The sequence below is a fragment of the Candidatus Cloacimonadota bacterium genome, assembly GCA_034722995.1.
Taxonomy (GTDB): domain Bacteria; phylum Cloacimonadota; class Cloacimonadia; order JGIOTU-2; family JGIOTU-2; genus JAGMCF01.
This window is the reverse complement of sequence record JAYEOL010000022.1, coordinates 11,492-31,667: the sequence shown is the minus strand read 5'-3', so window position 1 is coordinate 31,667 and position 20,176 is coordinate 11,492. Positions and strand designations below refer to the sequence as shown.

General features: G+C 31.8%; 17 protein-coding genes. 9 read left to right on the top strand and 8 right to left on the bottom strand.

The window, feature by feature from the left end:
- The first annotated feature begins 67 nt into the window (after positions 1-67).
- The 9 genes from U9R23_02795 to elbB all read left to right on the top strand — a co-directional run bounded on the left by U9R23_02795 (position 68) and on the right by elbB (position 10,351).
- On the top strand, positions 68-640 hold the full coding sequence (locus U9R23_02795) for a DUF4390 domain-containing protein (protein MEA3475363.1): 573 nt from the start codon (positions 68-70) through the stop codon (positions 638-640).
- Positions 637-1,800, top strand: coding sequence for an ATP-binding protein (locus U9R23_02790; protein MEA3475362.1), 1,164 nt, complete (start codon positions 637-639; stop codon positions 1,798-1,800). Before U9R23_02795 ends, U9R23_02790 begins: the two co-directional genes overlap by 4 nt.
- 139 nt (positions 1,801-1,939) lie before the next feature.
- Complete coding sequence (locus U9R23_02785; protein ID MEA3475361.1) at positions 1,940-4,015, top strand: hypothetical protein; 2,076 nt, start codon at positions 1,940-1,942, stop codon at positions 4,013-4,015.
- A gap of 125 nt (positions 4,016-4,140) precedes the next feature.
- The gene (locus tag U9R23_02780) at positions 4,141-5,493 is read left to right on the top strand and encodes a sigma-54 dependent transcriptional regulator (GenBank protein MEA3475360.1); all 1,353 of its coding nucleotides are present in this window, start codon (positions 4,141-4,143) and stop codon (positions 5,491-5,493) included.
- A 64-nt stretch (positions 5,494-5,557) separates the two neighbouring features.
- Positions 5,558-7,378, top strand: coding sequence for a DAK2 domain-containing protein (locus tag U9R23_02775; GenBank protein ID MEA3475359.1), 1,821 nt, complete (start codon positions 5,558-5,560; stop codon positions 7,376-7,378).
- A gap of 10 nt (positions 7,379-7,388) precedes the next feature.
- Positions 7,389-8,270: a DegV family protein gene (locus U9R23_02770; protein MEA3475358.1), complete on the top strand. Its 882-nt coding sequence runs from the start codon at positions 7,389-7,391 to the stop codon at positions 8,268-8,270.
- An 11-nt stretch (positions 8,271-8,281) separates the two neighbouring features.
- On the top strand, positions 8,282-8,875 hold the full coding sequence (locus U9R23_02765) for a glycerol-3-phosphate acyltransferase (protein MEA3475357.1): 594 nt from the start codon (positions 8,282-8,284) through the stop codon (positions 8,873-8,875).
- A gap of 44 nt (positions 8,876-8,919) precedes the next feature.
- Complete coding sequence (locus U9R23_02760; protein MEA3475356.1) at positions 8,920-9,666, top strand: Mut7-C RNAse domain-containing protein; 747 nt, start codon at positions 8,920-8,922, stop codon at positions 9,664-9,666.
- 13 nt (positions 9,667-9,679) lie between these two features.
- Positions 9,680-10,351, top strand: a complete 672-nt coding sequence (gene elbB / locus U9R23_02755) for an isoprenoid biosynthesis glyoxalase ElbB (protein MEA3475355.1) — start codon at positions 9,680-9,682, stop codon at positions 10,349-10,351.
- Between the two features lie 353 nt (positions 10,352-10,704).
- Here elbB and U9R23_02750 read toward each other — a convergent pair whose 3' ends face one another.
- The 8 genes from U9R23_02750 to U9R23_02715 form a co-directional block, all read right to left on the bottom strand.
- Positions 10,705-10,857: a hypothetical protein gene (locus U9R23_02750; GenBank protein ID MEA3475354.1), complete on the bottom strand. Its 153-nt coding sequence runs from the start codon at positions 10,855-10,857 to the stop codon at positions 10,705-10,707.
- Positions 10,858-10,969: 112 nt separating this feature from the next.
- On the bottom strand, positions 10,970-12,274 hold the full coding sequence (gene rmuC / locus U9R23_02745) for a DNA recombination protein RmuC (protein MEA3475353.1): 1,305 nt from the start codon (positions 12,272-12,274) through the stop codon (positions 10,970-10,972).
- A 62-nt stretch (positions 12,275-12,336) separates the two neighbouring features.
- Positions 12,337-14,130 (bottom strand): FlgD immunoglobulin-like domain containing protein, encoded by a 1,794-nt coding sequence (locus U9R23_02740; protein MEA3475352.1) that lies wholly within the window; start codon positions 14,128-14,130, stop codon positions 12,337-12,339.
- Positions 14,131-14,477: 347 nt separating this feature from the next.
- Positions 14,478-15,317, bottom strand: coding sequence for a 5'-nucleotidase, lipoprotein e(P4) family (locus U9R23_02735; protein MEA3475351.1), 840 nt, complete (start codon positions 15,315-15,317; stop codon positions 14,478-14,480).
- A gap of 107 nt (positions 15,318-15,424) precedes the next feature.
- Positions 15,425-15,625 (bottom strand): hypothetical protein, encoded by a 201-nt coding sequence (locus U9R23_02730; GenBank protein MEA3475350.1) that lies wholly within the window; start codon positions 15,623-15,625, stop codon positions 15,425-15,427.
- A 243-nt stretch (positions 15,626-15,868) separates the two neighbouring features.
- Positions 15,869-17,107, bottom strand: coding sequence for an ABC transporter permease subunit (locus U9R23_02725; GenBank protein ID MEA3475349.1), 1,239 nt, complete (start codon positions 17,105-17,107; stop codon positions 15,869-15,871).
- A complete protein-coding gene (locus U9R23_02720; protein MEA3475348.1) occupies positions 17,100-17,849 on the bottom strand; it encodes an ABC transporter ATP-binding protein in 750 nt (249 codons plus the stop codon). The genes U9R23_02725 and U9R23_02720 overlap by 8 nt, the downstream gene beginning before the upstream one ends.
- Before the next feature lie 234 nt (positions 17,850-18,083).
- Positions 18,084-20,069, bottom strand: coding sequence for a FlgD immunoglobulin-like domain containing protein (locus tag U9R23_02715; GenBank protein MEA3475347.1), 1,986 nt, complete (start codon positions 20,067-20,069; stop codon positions 18,084-18,086).
- Positions 20,070-20,176: the final 107 nt, after the last annotated feature.

The following is a 20,176-nucleotide window of genomic DNA, read 5'->3' as shown; positions in this document are numbered from 1 at the left end:
AAATAAAACTTGCCAAAAAAAATTCGAAAAATGAATCTATGTAATAAATTCATCTGAGACATAAATTATGCTAAGTGCAATAACACAAAAAATAACCTCATTAATCGTTGCTGCTGGCTCTCTATTTCTATCATCAGTAACAGGTACAAATGCTGTTTTTAAAGATGTTGAAATAATCAGATATGACAATAAAATTGTATGCTCAGCAACTCTTTCTAATTGCTTTAATGAAGAATTGGATAAAATTTTTCTATCTGGTGAGATAATCAGGATAAATTTTGTAATCCAGACTTTTGAAAAAGGTAATAAAGAACCAATTGATGAAAAGAACTTCTATCACCACATTAAATACGACCTTGTTGATCAATATTTTGAAATATATCTTTCTGAAAAGGATGATGATATTATCTCAGAAGATATTACTGAATCAAAAACAAAACTTGCAAAAATAGAAGAATTTGAAGTTATTAAAACTGACCTTTTGGAATTAGGTAGAAAGTATTACATAAAATTAACTGCTTCAATGGAACCTATATATTTAAATGCTCTGAAAAAAAATATTGATTTGATGATATATTGGAATAATAAAAAGGCTTCCTGCAAATCAAAAGTATTTGAGAAATCTATATTAAAATCATGAAATTACCTTCTTTCAGAATTCAAATACTAATAATTTTTCTTATACTATTTTCAGCTTTTGCGATTTTTACAAGAAATTTTTTTATTAACGAATTTCGAGGATATGTTAATGATATCAAAGCCATTGAACTGGAACAAAAGATCCGTAATATTTATAATAAACACAAAGATGTTGTAAAAAAAGAAGAAGTTGAACCGGCTCTTTCCGATTTATATCAAATACAATTAGCTGCCGATCATTTTGAAAAAAACATAAAAATATATTCTATATCTATTGTTATTTTTATCGTCCTGGTAGTTTTTGCTATATTTATGATTTTTACCAGCATGATAACCAGACCTCTAAGTCGGTTGCAAGAAATGACAGAAAAAGTAGCAAAAGGTGATTTGAGTGCCAGAGCTAAAGAAAGCAAATATTCTCCAATTAACAAATTAATTGTTACCTTCAATAGAAGAATCAGTGAATTAGAAGCAAGCCGCGATAAACTAATCCAAGCGGAAAAAGATATGATGTGGCGTGAAATGGCTCAAGTTATAGCTCATGAAATCAAAAATCCACTCACTCCGCTGCGATTATCTGCTCAAAGATTAGAACAGAAATATTATAATAAAAATTCTGACTTTGATAAAGTTTTCTCGGATTCAATTGAAATTATAAATGACGAAATAGATAATCTCCAAACTTTAGTGCAAGAGTTTTCAAAATTTGCCAGAATGCCTTCTGCCAATTTTATCCATTATAATCTGAATGACCAGATTAAAGAAATTGTAACTCCTTATGAGAGTAAGGTAAACATCCAACTTGACTTAGACGGAAATCTGCCAAAGTTTTATGGTGATAAGATGCAGATGAAACAGGTATCTGTAAACTTGATTCAAAACGCAATTCAATCAATCAAGGGTAGCGATGGTGCAATATCAATTATTACAAAATATGAATCCCCAAAATTCATCATCACAATAGAAGATAATGGAGAAGGAATAAAGGATGAGGATATCAATAGAATTTTCCGACCATATTTTACAAAAAGAGAAAAAGGAACTGGGCTTGGACTTGCAATTGTAAAAAGGATTGTCAGCCAACATAATGGCAGAATTGAGGTGGAAAGTGAGAAAGGAAGAGGAACGAAATTTACAATAACCTTCCTTCCAAAGGGTTGAATTCCCAATTCAATTGGGGATTCGGAATGGTTGTGTAATCTGTCATGGAATGGTCCATGACATCCAAGTAACTTAAGTGAAGTTGAAATGAAGCAAAACCGGATAAACCCGAAGTAAAATAAAGAAAGGTTATTTTCAAGTGAAAAAATATCTTTGCATTTTGAGTTTTATTGTAGTAATTTCAATGTATTTATACGGATTTTCAATCCCATTTTCAGAAAACGAAATAAAAACTGAAAACAATCACCTGTCCGAGTTTGTCCGTGTTAGTCCTGATGACTCACTCACCTGTCCGCTTGCAACCGATGTCTGGCTCTGGCATAATGGGAAGAATCTATATGTTCTATGGGAAGCAGAAATTGATGAGAAATTTGTAAAAGGAACTTTTGCTGCAAATGACACCTGGATAGATGCAGATCTCTTCCGCCTCCAAATTATTACAGATATAAAAAGTTATTATGCTTATATGTATTTTGCCTATCCTTTGGGAAGCAAAAATGACGGAATTCGTAAATCAGATATGGATATTGATTCTGATTGGAATAGTTCTTATGAATATGAAAATGATATTTCTGACAATCTCTGGAAATGCTTGATGACTATTCCCTTCAGAGATTTGCGTTTCTGTGGCAATCCTCCACATAATTGGAAAGTCATTCTTACGCGTTATCAATATGTAAATGACTTTTATTATTCCATTCCTCATCTAACTACAAAAATGAAAAAGGATTATTTCAGAAAAGCAAAGGATATTACAATAAACGAAGGAATTGAAAAGAGTAGAAATTATCGTTTCAGACCATATTTAATAACAAAGTATAATATGATAGAGAAAACTGCTTCATTTGACGCGGATAATGTTGGTCTGGACTTTTCCTTTAATCCAAATTTTTCTACGAAAGTAAAATTAAGTATAAACCCAGATTATTCTGATATTCCAATGGATACCGAAGAGGATATCTATAATATGCGATATGCACCCACCTATGAGGAAAATCGCTATTTTTTCATTGAAGATCTGAATGTCTTTGGCATTGGAAATAATAGTAGTGAAACAATTTTTTATTCCAGACATATTATGCAACCAAGATACGCTTTCAAAATTACTGGCAATGCAGAACACTATTCGTATGGTTTCCTTTCTGCTTTAGATAAGAAGATAACAACAAATGGAGAGATTACAAATCCTGATGATTTATACAATATGGCAGCATATAAACAAAAAGGTGAGAATGCCAGCCTTCAACTCACTCTGCTTAGTAGAATGAACAATGATTATCACAATGAAGTACTTCATATTCAGCCGAACTGGGAATTTATTAAAAATCATTCTTTGTGGGCGGAAGTCAATCTTTCATTAAAAGATTCTGCAAAAATAAGTAATAAAGGCTATTATAGTCTTTTTGGCTATAATGGATATGAAGGAGATATTGGTTGGTCAACTTGTTTTGCTAAAGTTAGCAAGAACTATACAGCTGATATGGGATGGATAAATGTTACTGATTTATATGCTTATAACCTAAATGCATGGTATGACACTAAACCCAATAAGAAATATCTTAAAGAATATGGTTTGTCCTTCTGGTGGCATAAAGCAATGGAAAATAAAACTGATAATTTGCTTGAACACAATGGAGGAATAAATTTCTGGTTAAATACTCCACAGAAAATAAATTGTTGGACTAATTTTAACTTAGGAAGAGAAGGTTATGAAAACGAAATCTATAAATGGCATCAATTTTCCACTGGTGGTTCATGGAATAAACTTAATTGGTTAGGTTGTAGCTTCTCTATCGGGAAATGGAAATCTCTGGTCTACGACTTGAGCAGAACCTATAACAGCACTGGACTTGATTTTGGTTTATGGGGAGACATCAGCAAATATGCTTCATATAGCCTGAATCTCTCCAAAAGAATCTATTATGATTTCCCTAAAAATGCAGATTCATTAGGATTGGATGACGATTATTGGATTGGTAATGGAAGTTTAAATATAAACCTATCCAATAATCTATCTTTAACAAATGGTTTGCGGTTTAATAATTATGAATCTGAAGACCAAACAATGCATTTTGGCTTCTTCACAAATTTCCGCTGGGAATTTAAAAAGTATTGTAATTTGTATTTGGGCTATAAAACTGTGTCCAACGAAATTGATAATAAAGTAGAAACTGGGTATAAACAAACTTATATGAAAGTTAGCTATACTTTTTAGTATGGAGTCCTTTTCTCCAGAAAAGGGCTATTCTCAATCTGGAGATTGAAAATCCAAATATAAAATCTTTCTGTCCCTGCATCCGCTGGGATTGGGTCTTTGTGGCAAAAATAGCGAGGTAATCAATGAACATATTAGTCGTTGACGACGAAAAAAATATTCGCCGAACACTTACAAATATTTTAGAAGACGAGCATTATAAAGTCATTACAACTGAAAGTGGCGAAAACGCATTAAATATATTATCAAAAGAAATTATAGATTTAATGCTTCTTGATGTAAAACTACCAGGAATGGACGGCATAGAAGTTTTAAAACTGATTAAAAAAGATTTTCCTGGTATTGATGTAATTATGATTTCCGGACATAGCACAATTAAGATTGCTGTTCAAGCAGTAAAAATGGGTGCTTATGACTTCTTAGAAAAACCACTTTCTTTACATAAGATTGTTATCTCAGCAAAAAATATAGCTGAAAAGAGAAAACTATTCCAAAAATTCCAGCAGGAATCCAAGGATTTAGAATCACAATACAGAATGATAGGTGTTTCTGCAGAATTTTATAAAATACGAGATATGATTAACAAAGTTAGTGCCACTGACAGTAAGGTTCTAATCAGAGGAGAAAGCGGTACTGGAAAAGAGCTTGTTGCATTTGCTATTCATAATAAAAGTGCAAGAAAAAATACTCTATTTGTAAAATTTAATTCTGCTGCAATCCCAAATGAACTCGTAGAAAGTGAACTTTTTGGATATGAAAAAGGAGCATTTACTGGAGCTAATAAGCAAAAATTTGGTAAACTTGAAATTGCTGATGAAGGAACTCTGTTTTTAGATGAAATTGGCGATATGAATCTTAACGCACAGGCAAAAATTCTACGAGTAATCCAAGAAGGCAAATTTGAACGAGTCGGAAGCAATAAAACCATAAGTATTGATGTTAGAATCTTAGCTGCTACAAATAAAAATCTTGAGAATATGATTGAATCAGGAGAATTCCGCGAAGACCTGTTCTATAGATTGAATGTAATCCCAATTATAATTCCCCCATTAAGAGAAAGAAAAACCGATATCGCTGTCCTATTAAATTATTATCTTGACTATTTTGCAGCAGAACTAAAAGTTCATCCCAAAAAGCCTTCAAGCTCAGCAATGAAAATCTTGCAGAATTATAGTTTTCCCGGTAATGTACGAGAATTAAAAAATTTGGTTGAAAGATTATACATCTTAACAAGCGAAAATACAATTACAGAAGATGATGTTAAACCGCATATTATTAATTATAAAACAAAAAATTCGAATCCTCCATTTTTTGAAACAAAATCTTATTCTAAAGCGAGAGCTGAATTTGAAGTCTATTATTTAAAAAAGCAATTAGAAAAATTCAATTGGAATATAAGCATTACTGCGAAAAAATTATCCCTTCAGCAATCAAATCTATCACGAAAAATAAAGGAATTAGGAATTGAAAAGCACTGATTCAGTTTTCAAATTCAAATGTAATTTAATAATGAATTAAATCTTAGTTTTCCATAAATATTCTATGGCAAAAAAAATATCAAAAGAAAATGTTTTAACAACAAGTCAATTAGACAAGATTATTCGTGATGGTTTCTACTTTCTTTCCATAAAGAAGAATGCTATTAATAATCTCAATGTATTTCCCGTTCCTGATGGCGATACTGGCTTGAATATGTATCTTACACTTCAGAGTCCTTTAAATGATTTAAAGAAATATAATCTAAAAAAATTATCTATAATTCAATATCTACAGATATTTGCAAATAACACAATTCTCAATAGTAGGGGTTGTTCTGGGGTTATTTTAGCACTCTTTATTAAAGGTATAACAGAAAAACTCCAGACCATAAAAAATTCAAATGATATACTTAACAGCGATGTGGCTTCAGCTTTAAAAAATGCCTATAGATTAGCTTACAGGGAAACAACTAACCCAAAAGAAGGCACAATCCTTACTATGATGAGAGTGTTTTCGGATTCCTTTTCTAATCTTTCTTCCGATGACAAAGACCCAATTGGTATTATTAGAACTATACTACCTATCATGGAAGATACATTGAGTAAAACTCCTGAAATGTTGCCAATTCTGAAAAAAGCAGGGGTTGTTGACTCCGGAGCATTAGGTTTTCTTATAATTCTAAAAGGAATGTTTATTGGTATGGAGTATAATGGGACAATAATTAAACCTCTTGCAAATATCTCAAATATCCTTATGATAAATAGATATATGAAATCAATCTTTCTGAAAAATAAACATAGAAAAAAAAGTAACATCATCAAAACCATACTTATGAGTTTTCCCACCAAAAACATCAATAACTTATCACTTGCCAATATATTGAAACAGGCTAATAACCTTCTGCAAAAAGACGATAAATCAATCAAACAAAATATTATACAAAAAAGTAATGCTTTATCTGAATCATGGAATCCAGATTTAGTTTACAGATATTGCACAGAATTTATCTTGGTATCCGATAGAATTACTAAGAATAATTTACAGAGAAAATTAGAAAGTATTGGTGACAGCCTTATTATTATTCAAGATAAAAATCATTATAAAATTCATATCCATACAAATAAGCCAAAAGTCTTACTAAAACAGTGTTCTGATTACGGAGAAATCTCCTCAACAAAAATAGATGATATGAAAAAACAACACCGCAATCTAATATCTGAAGATAAAGCTTATTATGACAAAGACAAAGCCGTGCTGATTATCGTAAATGGTGATGGCTTTGCAAAAATATTAACAGGCTTGGGAGCAACAGATATCCTTAATTACAATAAAACTAAACCTTCTGTTAATCATATACAAAATGCCTTATTGAAAACAAGAGCAAAAAATGTTATTATTGCTTGTGATGATAAAGACATCTTGCCATCAATTAAATCCGCTATAACATTCGCTAAAAATAATGTTGAACTCATTGAAACAAAGGATATTATACAAACCATAAGTATGATGTATAATTATTCAAATACAATTGATATTATTAATAATGCAAAAATAATGAGAAGTAATCTTAATAATATCAAACATTGTAAAATTGCTCGTGCAACAAGAAATTTTGAAGAAAATGACTTCTTTGTTAATAAAGGTGATTATTTTACAATCTGTCAAAATAAAATCATTCTTTCAGGAACAAAAATTATTGATGCAATTATTCAATCTATTAATAAGATAAAAAAGAATGAGTCTTTGATAACTTTGTATAAAGGTAAAATTAAAATAATTGATAATAATTTCTTACCTATTTTAAAATCAAAATTTAATGGTATTGAATTTGAAAAATATTATGGTGGACAGAGAAAATACAACTATTACATAACTTTTGAATGATGGAGATCAAATGAAAAAGAAAATATTAATTATAACCGAAGATAATCTCGGAATGGCAAATAATCAGATTGAATATGATGATATTAAGTTTCTTAGATATCCTGTAATAATTAATGATAAAGAATATCGTGAAAGTGAAGAATTTACTGCACAGTATCTAATCAATCGTTTCAAAAAAGAAAAGATTTCAGTTCATTCGCAAGCTCTCATAAAAAAAGACCTGGTAGATATCATTGAAGAAAATAAAAACAAATATAACATCATCATACATGTTGTTATGGGAAGTAATATGTCTGCTGCTACTTTTCGGATAGCAGAATCAGTTAGAAAAGAATATGAAAAGGTTATTCCTATTATTAATATTGATACAAAACAAGTCGTTTCTGGCGTTGGCTCAATTCTTATTAGACTTACAGAAATTTTACAAGATATTGATGATATTAATGATGTAGAAAAACTTATAAAAGAGGTTATTGAAACAACATATACATATTTTGTATTGCCTGATTTAAATTTCCTATATCGTGGTGGTAGGATTGGAAAAGCAAAATCTCTTATGGGTTCATTATTAAGAATTATTCCAGTCGTTGGCTTGTTTGGAGAAGAAGAAGATCCAAAAATTATGCCTATTGGTAAAGCAAGAACTTTTTCTGGAGTTAATAAAATAATAATTGACAACATAAAATCAAAAATGAAAAAATATAATTTAGAAAAGATTAAATTAGTTACTTTATATGATACAGAAGAGAATAAATCAGATGCTCTTAAAAATTTAAAAGAGCAAGTAAAGAATGAAATAAATTTTGAAAAGATGGTTATAGGTAAATTAAGATTTGTAGAAGCTGTTTATATAGGACCCAAAGGATGGGTAATTACATTTGTTCTTAGATAATAGGAGACTTAATGGATGAAACACTTTTAACATTTATTTTAGCAATAACAGCCTATTTTCTCGGTTCAATATCTTTTAGTTATATCATTACAAAGAAGGTTGCTGGTAAGGATATTCGCAACATTGATATAAAGAATGCAGGAGCTTATAATGTCGCACTAAATGTCGGTAAAAAATATGGTATTATCGTTGGAATATTAGATGCCTTGAAAACACTTGTTATTGTTTTGGTTGGGAGCTTAATTGGGCTAAGTCCAATAAATACTATCATTGCTGCATCATTGGGCATAGTTGGTCATTGCTTCCCGATCTTTCACAATTTTTATGGCGGTAAAGGTGCTGCAAGTGCAATCGGCATTTTTGCTTACTACATTCCATTTGAATTGCTAATAAGTCTTATACCTGCTGTAATTATTGCACTCACTATTCATAAATTAGGGACTACACCAATTTTCATTATCGGATTTTCACCTATTATTTCCATTATCACAAAAAGACCAGCATCTATTATTTTAGCTTTAACATATATCGCATTACTTACAGGTATATTAAATGCAATAATAATTATTGCAAAAAGAGAGAAGAAAGTAATGGCTGAACGATAAAAATAGGACCATTTTAAATTCTTTCTAAAATTTTATTTTCTAACATGAAAACAGTACATTTGAGATTTTATGAAGAATTAAATGATTTTCTGCCATTAGAAAAAAGAAAAATAAGATTTTCTCACTCATTTAAAAATAATCCATCAATCAAAGATATGATTGAGTCTTTGGGAATTCCTCATACTCAAGTTGACTTCATTCTTTCTAATAACAACGCTGTTGATTTTAATTATATTGTTCAAAACGGAGATGAGATTTCTGTATATCCTGTTTTTGAATCATTAGATATACAAAATATATCAAAATTGCGACCAACACCTTTACGACAAATAAAATTTATTGCTGATGTGCATCTGGGAAAGTTGGCTCGGTATTTAAGGATGCTCGGATTTGATACACTTTATCAAAATAATTATACCCCAAACCAAATCTTAAAAATATCTAAATTAGAGAAAAGAATTATATTGACTAAAAGCAGAGAGTTGCTAAAAAGAAAAGAGGTAACTCACGGATATTGTATTACCGAATCAAATCTTGAAATACGATTGAAAAGAGTTCTAAACCGTTTTAACCTTTATGATAGCATCATTCCTTTTTCCAGATGTATGATTTGCAATACAAACTTGGAATCAGTTAGCAAAGAAAAAATTATTGATAGAATTCCAAAAAAAGTTAAAGAATGGCAGAAGGAATTTAAAATCTGCCCTAACTGTAATAAAATTTATTGGAAAGGAACTCATTACGAAAGTATGATGAAATTTATCAATTCTTTGAATAAAAATAAAACATAATTTAGGAGAAACTATGGCATTATATACTAACAAAAAAGTCGGCGTAGTCCTTGCTGGATGCGGAGTTAAGGATGGAAGCGAAATCCACGAGGCTACATTAACTTTGCTTTATCTGGATAGAGCAAAGTCAGATGCAATAATTATGGCTCCTGACTGCAACCAAATGGATGTGGTCAATCATCTGACTGAAGAAGTGATTTCAGCTGAGTCCAGAAATATACTTATTGAATCTGCCAGAATTGCAAGAGGGAATATTAGAGATATTAAGAAAGTTAATAGTGGTGATATGGACGGCTTGATTTTCCCAGGCGGATTTGGAGCTGCCAAGAATCTCTGCGACTTCGCCGTGAAGGGTGAAAATTTTACCGTTAATCCAGAAGTGGAAAAGCTTATCTTAGAAATGCACGAAGCAAAAAAACCTGTGGGATTTATTTGCATAGCACCTGTAATTGCTGCCAAAGTACTTGGAAAATTCCACCCAAAGATTACTATTGGTGATGATGAAGGAACCGCGAACATAATTGAAACACTCGGAGCCCAACATATCAATTGTCCGGTAAATGATATTATCGTTGACGAAAATAATAATATTGTTACTACACCTGCATATATGCTTGGACCAAGCATTGCTTATATCAGTAAAGGAATTGAGAAGTTGGTGAATAAAGTGCTGGAGTTGTCTTGATACGAATTGACAATAACTTGGAATTTCTAAATGACAAAATAGGCAAATCGTCTCACTGGTATTGGTTTTAGTCATTTGATATTGGACATTTTATTTGGCATTGGAAATTAGTAATTTGACATTATAGCTGAATTTTTCACCGGAAACTAAATAGCAAGACTATATTCTGTTTCCTTTAAAAGTTTGTCTCATACTTTTTAATTTCAAACGGATTTCACTTTTAAGAAGAATAATAAAACTTTTGACATTTTTTGGAAAAAAGGATATTAAATAGAATCCTTATTTAAGGATGAGAAGTGAAAATTATAAAAACAGAAGTTTAGCTCATTGGAATGAATAAAATTAAAAGTCCCTTAAATGAGATCTGCAAAATGTCTGTCCTGTCCTGCAATTGGACGAAAGAAAAAGAATTTATACAACTTTTCATCCTTATTTATTCGCATTAAATATGGGTCATTGTTAGGAGATTTGCTCTCTTGCATATTACTTCTCTTTTGTTTTTTCATTTAAATTTTATTGTGGATTGCCTCCCCAATTAGATTTGGGCTCATCGGCAATTACATTCTTTTCTCTTTTACCTTTAATCTTTTTTTCTTTGATCTTCAATTTATGTATTTTTTATTCTTTGGGCAACTTTCTTATTGTTCTTTCTATAGGTTCAATTTCCAGAGCCTCTTTCTTGGTCTGTTTCACTCCGAGTTCCTGCAATTTCTTTGCACCAGGAATTACTCTTCTTGAGAACGAGCCAACTGCTTTATTATAAGTATCAACCGCTGAATCTAAACTACCGCCAATTTTTCCAAGGTGCTCCTGAAATGTGCATATCCGTTCATATAATTCTGCACCAACTTCTGCAATTACTTTTGCGTTTTCAGCAACTTTTTGCTGCTGCCATGAGAACGCCACCGTTCTTAAAAGTGCTATCAAAGTAGCTGGCGTTGCAATAATAATTTTATTATTTATTCCATCTTCAATCAAATTTTTATCCAACTCAAGTGCGGCGCTAAAGAATGAATCTCCAGGAAGAAACAATATAACAAAATCAGGACTTTGTTCAAACTGTTTCCAATAATCCTTTTTAGATAATGCATTCATATGGTCACGCACTGCTTTTGCATGTGATAACATTGCTGTTTCACGTTCTTTATCCGTTTTCGCTTCATTTGCATCCAGAAAGAATTTTAAAGGAGCTTTTGCATCAATAACAATTGAACGTTTCCCCGGAAGGTTTACAATCATATCTGGACGCAATCGCCCTTCATCTGTGTCTATACTTGTTTGCTCAGTAAAATCACAATGTGCGGACATACCAACCAATTCAACCACTCGTTTTAAAGTAATTTCTCCCCATCTACCGCGGACATGTGGCCTTTTCAATGCATCTACAAGAGCTGATGTTTCGTTCTTCAACCTTTCATGAGTTATAGTAAGATTACTTAGCTGTTCTCTCAATCCCCCATAAGCATCTTGCCTATCCTTTTCCATTTCCTTAATCTCATTATCATATCTTTTCAAGGCTTCTTTTAAAGGTTGTAATGTATTTGAAATCGCTTCTTTTCCAAATTCACTTTTTGTTTTCTCTAAAATTGTTTCCAGATTTTGTTTGGCTAATTTCAAAAATTCTTCATTGCTGTCTTTCAAAGCTTTGGCTGATAAGGCTTCAAATGTATTAGATAGCTGTTCGGTTGCTTTTTTTAGTAATTCCTTTTGCTCTTCTACATTTTTTCTTGCTTCTTCAAGCTTGGTCTCCGCTACTATTTTTGCACTTCTCAAAGTATCAATATCTTCCTGTTTTGTAGAAAGCTCTTTCTTCAAGTCATTAGTTAGTTGCCTTTGTACAGAGGATTTTCCGCGCAAAATTAGTATTGTTGCTATAATCCCAACAATTAATCCAATAAGTAGTGAAATAATTATTTCAATCATTTTTATTCTAATATCCCTTCAAAATTTACTCTTTGATAAAATCATTAAATTTTTACTGCAATTCATCTTAATAACAACATCTTTTTATTTAAATAATAATCATCTATCTTAATCTGATAAAGATAGATACCATTGGGAAGAATGGTATTATTATGATTCCTCCCATTCCAAACAATATTATGAGACCCTGCTTTCATTCTTCTATTTACTAATGTTTTAAGCCATTTGCCTTTAATATCATAAATATTTAATTCTACATAGCAATCTTTTGGAATAGAAAATTTAATCGTAGTTTGTTTGTCAAATGGATTAGGATAATTTTGTATGAAGGCTTTTTGATTTATAGATATATCATCCGTTGCTGGTGGAGTACTAGAAACCGAAAAAGCAGACGGGGTAATTGATGTTACAGTATCTGTTACTGTCCAAACAGTATAGCGGATATAACAATCTGATGAGCTGATTCGTGCAATTGTCCATTGATAACGACCATTATTAGGCAAACTATCTGCAATCATTGCCCAAGGACCATTATTCCCAAATCTTGAATACTCAAGTTTAACAAGCGATGAGTCATCATCAGGTACAGCGGAAACCCAATCAATAAATTGTGTAGAAAATCTGATGAAATACTCATTCCCTCTTGGAGACATCGGTGTAATTGTCAGACTTTCTGCTACGGCAGTTTCTTTAAAACAATGCAAATGATTATATGAACTAGGCCATGAACCCTCATCAGAGACTAATACTATATCGGGAAAACCATTATGGTCTATATCTCCACCTACTCGGAATGCTTCACAATAGCCATAAAGTGGTGTGTTAAATTGAGCATCTTGGTCCCAGTTTCCTGCCCCATCACCAAGCCATAAAGTAAATGTGCCATTCCCAAAAGTACATAAATCTATGTATCCATCAACATTCATATCATATAATTGAGTTGCTTCATAACCACCGGTTGTAGGAAGATTCCCTGAAAAATCCGTCCATACTTCCTGGCCTTCATCCCATACCCAGACCTTTACACCTGCATTTGAATAACCTGTAACAAATGAAATATCCTTTCCACCATCATTATCTACATCGCCAAGAGCTGTTCCATATTTGCTATAAGATGGTAGATTTCCATCTGCATTGACAAAGTTTCCAGTTCCGTCACCAAAATAAACAGTTCCATATTGATGTTTGGCAGCAAAATCTATATTGCCATCGTTGTTGATATCGCCAAAAATGAAGTCCATATCAGAGTTTCCTCCGAGAAATCCAAAAGACTGTATCCAACTGCCATCACCTTGATTTAGATAAATATGCACACCTGCACCAGAACCAAAAGAATTACTTCCAATATCTAAATCACCATCATTATCAACATCTGCGAAATCAGTGCCAAACATTCCCCAAGTTTCACCATTTGTTGCCAATCCATCATCCCAGGGGGTCCAATTCATTCCCGTTCCATCGCCCAATGCAACTTCAATAAGCTGGTTTCCAAAATCACTACTTGAATAATTGTGATGCATTGCATATCCAACATCCAGCAAACCATCATTATTGACATCTCCGACTGCAATACCTCCATAACCAAAATTTCCATTCTGATACACACCCCAACTGCCATTTCCATCTCCAAACCAAACCATAATGCCATGCTCACTGGTATTAATATAAGGTGAACCATGGTCACCAATGGACAAGATGTCAATATTACCATCTGCATCAATATCTGCAAATTCTAATTCGGTCCTTCCACCGTCTAATTGTGGAATATTCAAGCCACTGGAACTCTCAATATAATCCAAACTGAATAGTTGTGCAGAAAAGCACATTGTCAATAGATAAATTAGTAATTGTTTCATATTACTTCTTCCTATATTTTCTCATATAATTTCCCTTCAGCCAAGTGATCAAGAAATATTTAAGAATTAATATTCAAATTTTTTGTAAAAGACATATTTTGTCAAGTTGCATATATGTGAACCAAAAATAAGAGTTCTTAAAAATTCGTGTGTAGGTTGCTGCTCAGAAATATTTTCTGGAATGAATTACTCCAGAAGTAAATTTGTTACTTTTCACAGAAATAATTTTGCAAATCTCTTTGAAACTATGCTTGTTTAAGAAAACTAATTTGAGCTAACGCTAACAATCAAATACTTTTCAATTCTTTAATTTTTTCGTTCCGATACTTAAATGGTCCAAGAAAATATTAATAGCTTTTTAAATAACGGATAATTCTTTGAGTTCTTTCTTCTTTGGATAAATTCCTGTCGTAATCATATAAAGCTTTGAACCAAGCTCCGTGCATTGGGTTAGGTAAAACTATAAATTTTTTACCAAAATTCTCTTTATAATTTTCTACAGAAGCAAGACGTCCCTCTACAGATTTTATATCAAAAACTTCAGAAAAATCAATTAGATTATCACCTATTAATAAAGCAATATAATGTGTTTTTGCAACTTCCTGTCTTCTTCCTTCCTTACTTGAAATATCTTCTTTCAACAAAACATGACCTTCTTCAACTTGTGGAAAACCTAATTTTTTAAGATTTCTTATGGTGCCATCCAAACATCTTACTCTTCGATTTGATATATAGAATACATCACAACCTTTAGAAACTGCATAGTCTAAAAATTCTTTAGCACCAGGAATAGCTTCTGCTTTTGCCAAATCAATCCAGTGATAAAAATCATCTGGATAGACCTGTTTATCAGTAATTTCTTTAGCATTATATCTGGAATTGTCTAGCACTGTTTCATCAATGTCAACTATCACTGCTCTTTTCTGGTTTCTACTAATTTGTAATTCTTCATCAAGTCTTAATCTGGCGATATTATAAGCTTGATAAGTCAGAGCTCGATACTCCGCAGAGGCTTGACACCATAACACTGCCATCAATGATGCTTCATTTTCAAAAGCAGGTTTTATTGTTTCCTGATTCTTTACATTTTCTATCTTTTTAGTATTTTGATTATTGCCACCTGATATTAATAACAAACAAGAAATAATAAATACAAACAAGAATACATTTTTGATACTTTTATTCATTTTACCTTCTTAATTATTTGTGAGTAATCCTAATGTTTCGAAAATATCATTCAAAAGATGACATTAATGTCATATCAGAATATTAATAATGGTTTGAAAAAAGTTTACTATTTTTTATAAAATACATACATAGGTCTTATTCCACATAGAATTGCTAATGCTACAAACCACCAGATACTAATAGTAGTGATTTTAGGTATTAGTTTAACTATAATAAGCATAATACACATTGCAGCACCTTGAACAAGTTTTATATCAAAAATAGTAAGCTTTTTGACCCTTTCATTCATATTTTTTATTAGTTCCATTTTGTCTCCTTCTTGTGAAACGAATTTTTTCAACTGTCATACAATGGACCATTAAAAGTAACACATAGAGTCGTCGTCGCAAGCTCCTTACAACTCGAAAAGGTCTTTTGTTGATGAATTCTAATTAACATTTGATTCGCCAGCTGGCGAATACCTTTTCGCAGAATTGAAGCTACATTTGCTTAAGGTGTCTTTTGTTTCTTTTGATTTCATAAAAAATCCATCCTATTATTTATTTTATCCTCAAATCCTGAACAATATCCTCTCATCCTTAAACATTTTCAGCATATAGTAAATCAAAATTCCTGCTAAGATAAGGCAGCTAAAAGCAGAAATCAATACATTCCCCCAGATTGCATTTTGCATAAAAATTGATTTAAGTGAGATAAGAGAATTAAAAATTGGAGTATAAATCATCCATGTAGATGGGGTCTCACTCATTCTCATAGTTGAAACTCCAATAATCATCACAACAAAATATACGGGCATAATCATACCTTGAGCTTCTTTAATATTTCTGGCATAAGTTGATAAGATCATAACAATAGCTACTACCAACATCGCTACAGGGATTAATATTATCGCAAATTGGAGATAATCTTTTGCGAGTAATACAAAACCTTTCATTTCCTTCATTGAACCACCAAACATTGAAATAAAAAAACGAGAGCCGATAATAAGTCCAGCTACTGAACTTACAGCACCGACAAACGCGGCACATATCACAGAAAGCATCTTCCCAACTATTATAGAAAGTCTATCAACCTGATTCACCAGTAGAATAGCAAGAGTTCCTCGCTCTTTCTCACCAGCAACTGTATCTGTGCCAACAGTTAAAGAATTTGAGAATAGGTATATTAAAATAAAGAATGGGAGCAATATCCCTAATAATTTGCCAGCAATACTTCCTTTCTTTGCAAGATTAGCTTCCTCTGGAGTAATAGTTTTATTTATTGTAAAAGGACTGAGAATCTCAGTAGGTAGTTTCATTCTTTCCAATCTCTCAACAATAAGAGTATCACCAATTGCATCAAACGAATTCCTTGTTTTATAATATATATGAGAGGAATAATCAGAACTTGCATTATAATATAATTGAATATCAAATGGAGCCATATCTCCAAATCTTTTCTGTATGTTATCTGGAAATACTATCAGTAATTCCGACTCTTTTTCTGTTATTAAATCTTTTGATATATCAATTTGCTGTTCAGGAATTATATTCAACTTAGCATTGAATTCTTTAAGTTCATTATGGAATCTATCAAATACAGATGTTTCATTTTGTTCACCCGGATAAACAAAAATGTCTGCTTCGTATTCACTTATATCTTTGTGTCTTACTTTTTCCATATAACCCATAACAGAATACATTACAGGTAATATAAGTAAAGGGACTAATACGAGAAGAAATATCATTTTTCTATCTGTAAAAAGTCTCTTTAATTCTTTGTTCATTATTATTAAAGAATCTCTAAACATTTTCAACTCCTAGATGCTTAAAAAATACATCTTCTAAATTATCTGCTTTATTTTTTGAAAGGATTTCAGAAAGGGTTCCAAGTTCTTTTAATTCACCTTCAATTAAGATGCCTATCTCGTCACAAAGTTTTTCTGCCACACTCATAATATGTGTAGAGATAATAACTGTCTTATCTTCATTAGCAGATTTGCGTAAAAAATCCGTAACATTTTTTGCAGTAATAACATCCAGTCCACTCGTTGGCTCATCAAACACAATTATGTCAGGGTTATGAATAAGACTGATTGCAAGTGAGGTTTTCTGTTTCATTCCTGAAGACAGTTTATCAATCTTAATATCAATGAAATCTTCCATTTCTAATTCTGAAAATAATCCCTCTTTTCTCTGTTTGATATTTTCTGAACTCATTTTGTTTAGTTTTCCAAAATAATCCAGCATATAATTTGGTGTGAAATAACCATCTAACTTCATATCACTTGTAAGAAATCCGATAATTGCACGAACCTTTTTTTCGTCCTTAAGAATATCATATCCATTAACTTTAATTAAGCCAGAAGTTGGCTTAATAAGTGTAGAAATACAACGCAGAGTTGTTGTCTTACCTGCTCCATTTGGTCCGAGTAAGCCAAATATTTTTCCGGGTTTACATTCAAAATTGAGATTTATTACAGCTTCTTTTTTTGTTGTAACACCTTTTTTCTTATTGATATAAGTCTTACATAGGTTCTCTATTTGAATCATAAGGATTTTTATCCTTTCTAAATTAGTTGAAGTAAACTATCACACTAAATCAAGGAAAGCATCATTAATGATTTTAAATGATATTTCAAATAGGATGCTTTAGCATTCTTTTATTGATTTACCCCGTAAGATACATTATAAATTACAAGTAAAACTTATTCTAATCTACTTATTATCATACGGGGTAAAGCGAGAATATTTATATTCTCGCAATATTTTTCACACTCCAAAATATTATCTCAAAATCACACATTTTTTTGTATCAATAATCTTATCGTCAACTGTCAATCTGTAGAAATAAATTCCATTAGAAAGTAGTTTGCCATTTTCATCTTTTCCATCCCATTCAATTGACGATTGACAATTGACTATTGACAATTGTTTTACAATCTGTCCTTTGACATTGTAAATTTTTATTAGTGCTTTTTTGTGTGATTTTGTGGCTAAATTGAAAGAAATCATGGTTGATCCCCGATTAAATCGGGGACTAAACGGATTGGGAAAATTCTGATATAATACAACACCTGATGAGTGTGCAGGTCTCTCATCAATACCAATCTCCGGAATGACCAGACTTGCAGGTGGATAATAAATATAAGATACTCCACCAAAATCTATACTCTCCAGCCAATACCAAATAATATCTCCTGAATTGGCTTCCAAATCCGGATCTTCATAAATATAACTATGTGGTTCAGTTGTTGTGCCATAGCCAGGAATCAACCCAATATTTATCATCTCTGCACTGGCAAACAAACCATCATTTATTGAACGATAAATATTCCAGCCTAAATTATCTGTCTCTGATTGTGTTATCCAATAAAGAGTTGGAGTATTATCTAAATATTGTGCAACAAAAATAGAAAGGACACAATTTGGAATGAGTAAATTGGTTGGTCCATAAATATGGAATTCTCCACCAAAATCTACACTTTCCAGCCAATACCAATATTCATCCATTGGATATGGTACTATGCCAACATCTATAAAATAATAATCATGGGGTTCTGTTGTAGTGCCATGACCGGGGATTAAACCAGAAATTAGTTCTGCTGTGCTAAAATCAGGCTCATCATTACGATAGATATAAAAACCAATAACATCTGTTTCAGATTCAGTTCGCCAATGAATAATTGACACATTATCCGAACTATTCCAATGTGCTTCAAATACAGAAATATTACAAGGACCAGGTTCCAAATTTGTTCCTAAATAAACTCCATTGTCAGTGCCAACCATAATGTTGTGACAATATATCGGATATGTTTCAAAACAGTAAACATCCTCAAAATCAAGTTCTGTGCCTATTTGATGTATTTCACCCATTTCTACTGGTTCTACAAGCCAGAGACCCTCTGAATTTAAACATCCAACTACAAGCCAATCTGTATACTCATAAATTTCATTCGGATAAATTGCCCAGTTTATCAAAGTAAGCCCTGTAATCTCTCCATCTTCATATTCTACTTTATAAATTCCATCAGAATCAGTGCCATCTCCACAAGCAATAAAAACCTCTTCTGTTGGGTAATGGCAAACATAAATATCATTTACTGGCAAATCAGTATCAAATGAGCTAAAAGTAGTATCGTTTGCAATACAAATTTCATTTCCCGCTGCAACAAAGAGAGTGCCATCACTTGTCTCTTCAATATCTCTTACCACTTTATTGTTAAAATAATCAATGCTTGCCCAGTTATCTCCATCAACAGAATGAAACAATCCTCCGAACCAATCCCATCCAAAGCCAAAGTAATATCCTGATGCAAGTTTTTCTACAAAATTTGGATTAAAAGCCCATTCTATTAGTTCAAATTGATGTGTAGCAACATCAAATTCATAGAGTCCATCACTATAACTTCCACAGCCAAAAGCACAGAAAATACGGTTGTTTGCATTATCAGGTGCAACAGAAACTGCTCCCAGATTTGTCGCAATATTAAAGATACTAAAGTTTCCAGGACTATCAAAATATCCTAATCCTCCACCGCTATCAGCAATAGCAAAAATCAAACCATATTCAGAAATACCAGGGATTTCTGAAAATTCCATATCAGCAACTGGACCATCAATTTCTGGATAAAGTTGCATCCAATTTTCTGCAAAAAGCTGTGTTGATAATAATAAGGCAACCAAGAATAAATATAGAATTTTCCATTTTAACATACCAAATTGCTTGTATGTCTCAGATAAATTAGCATTTAAATTTTGTCTCTTCATGTTATCCTCCAAGTTTTTAGTTATTATTCCTGTCCCGTGAAATCTGTTTTTCTATTTCACTTGGATTGGTTGTTTTGAACAACCTTTTATAGATTGTAGAATAGTAT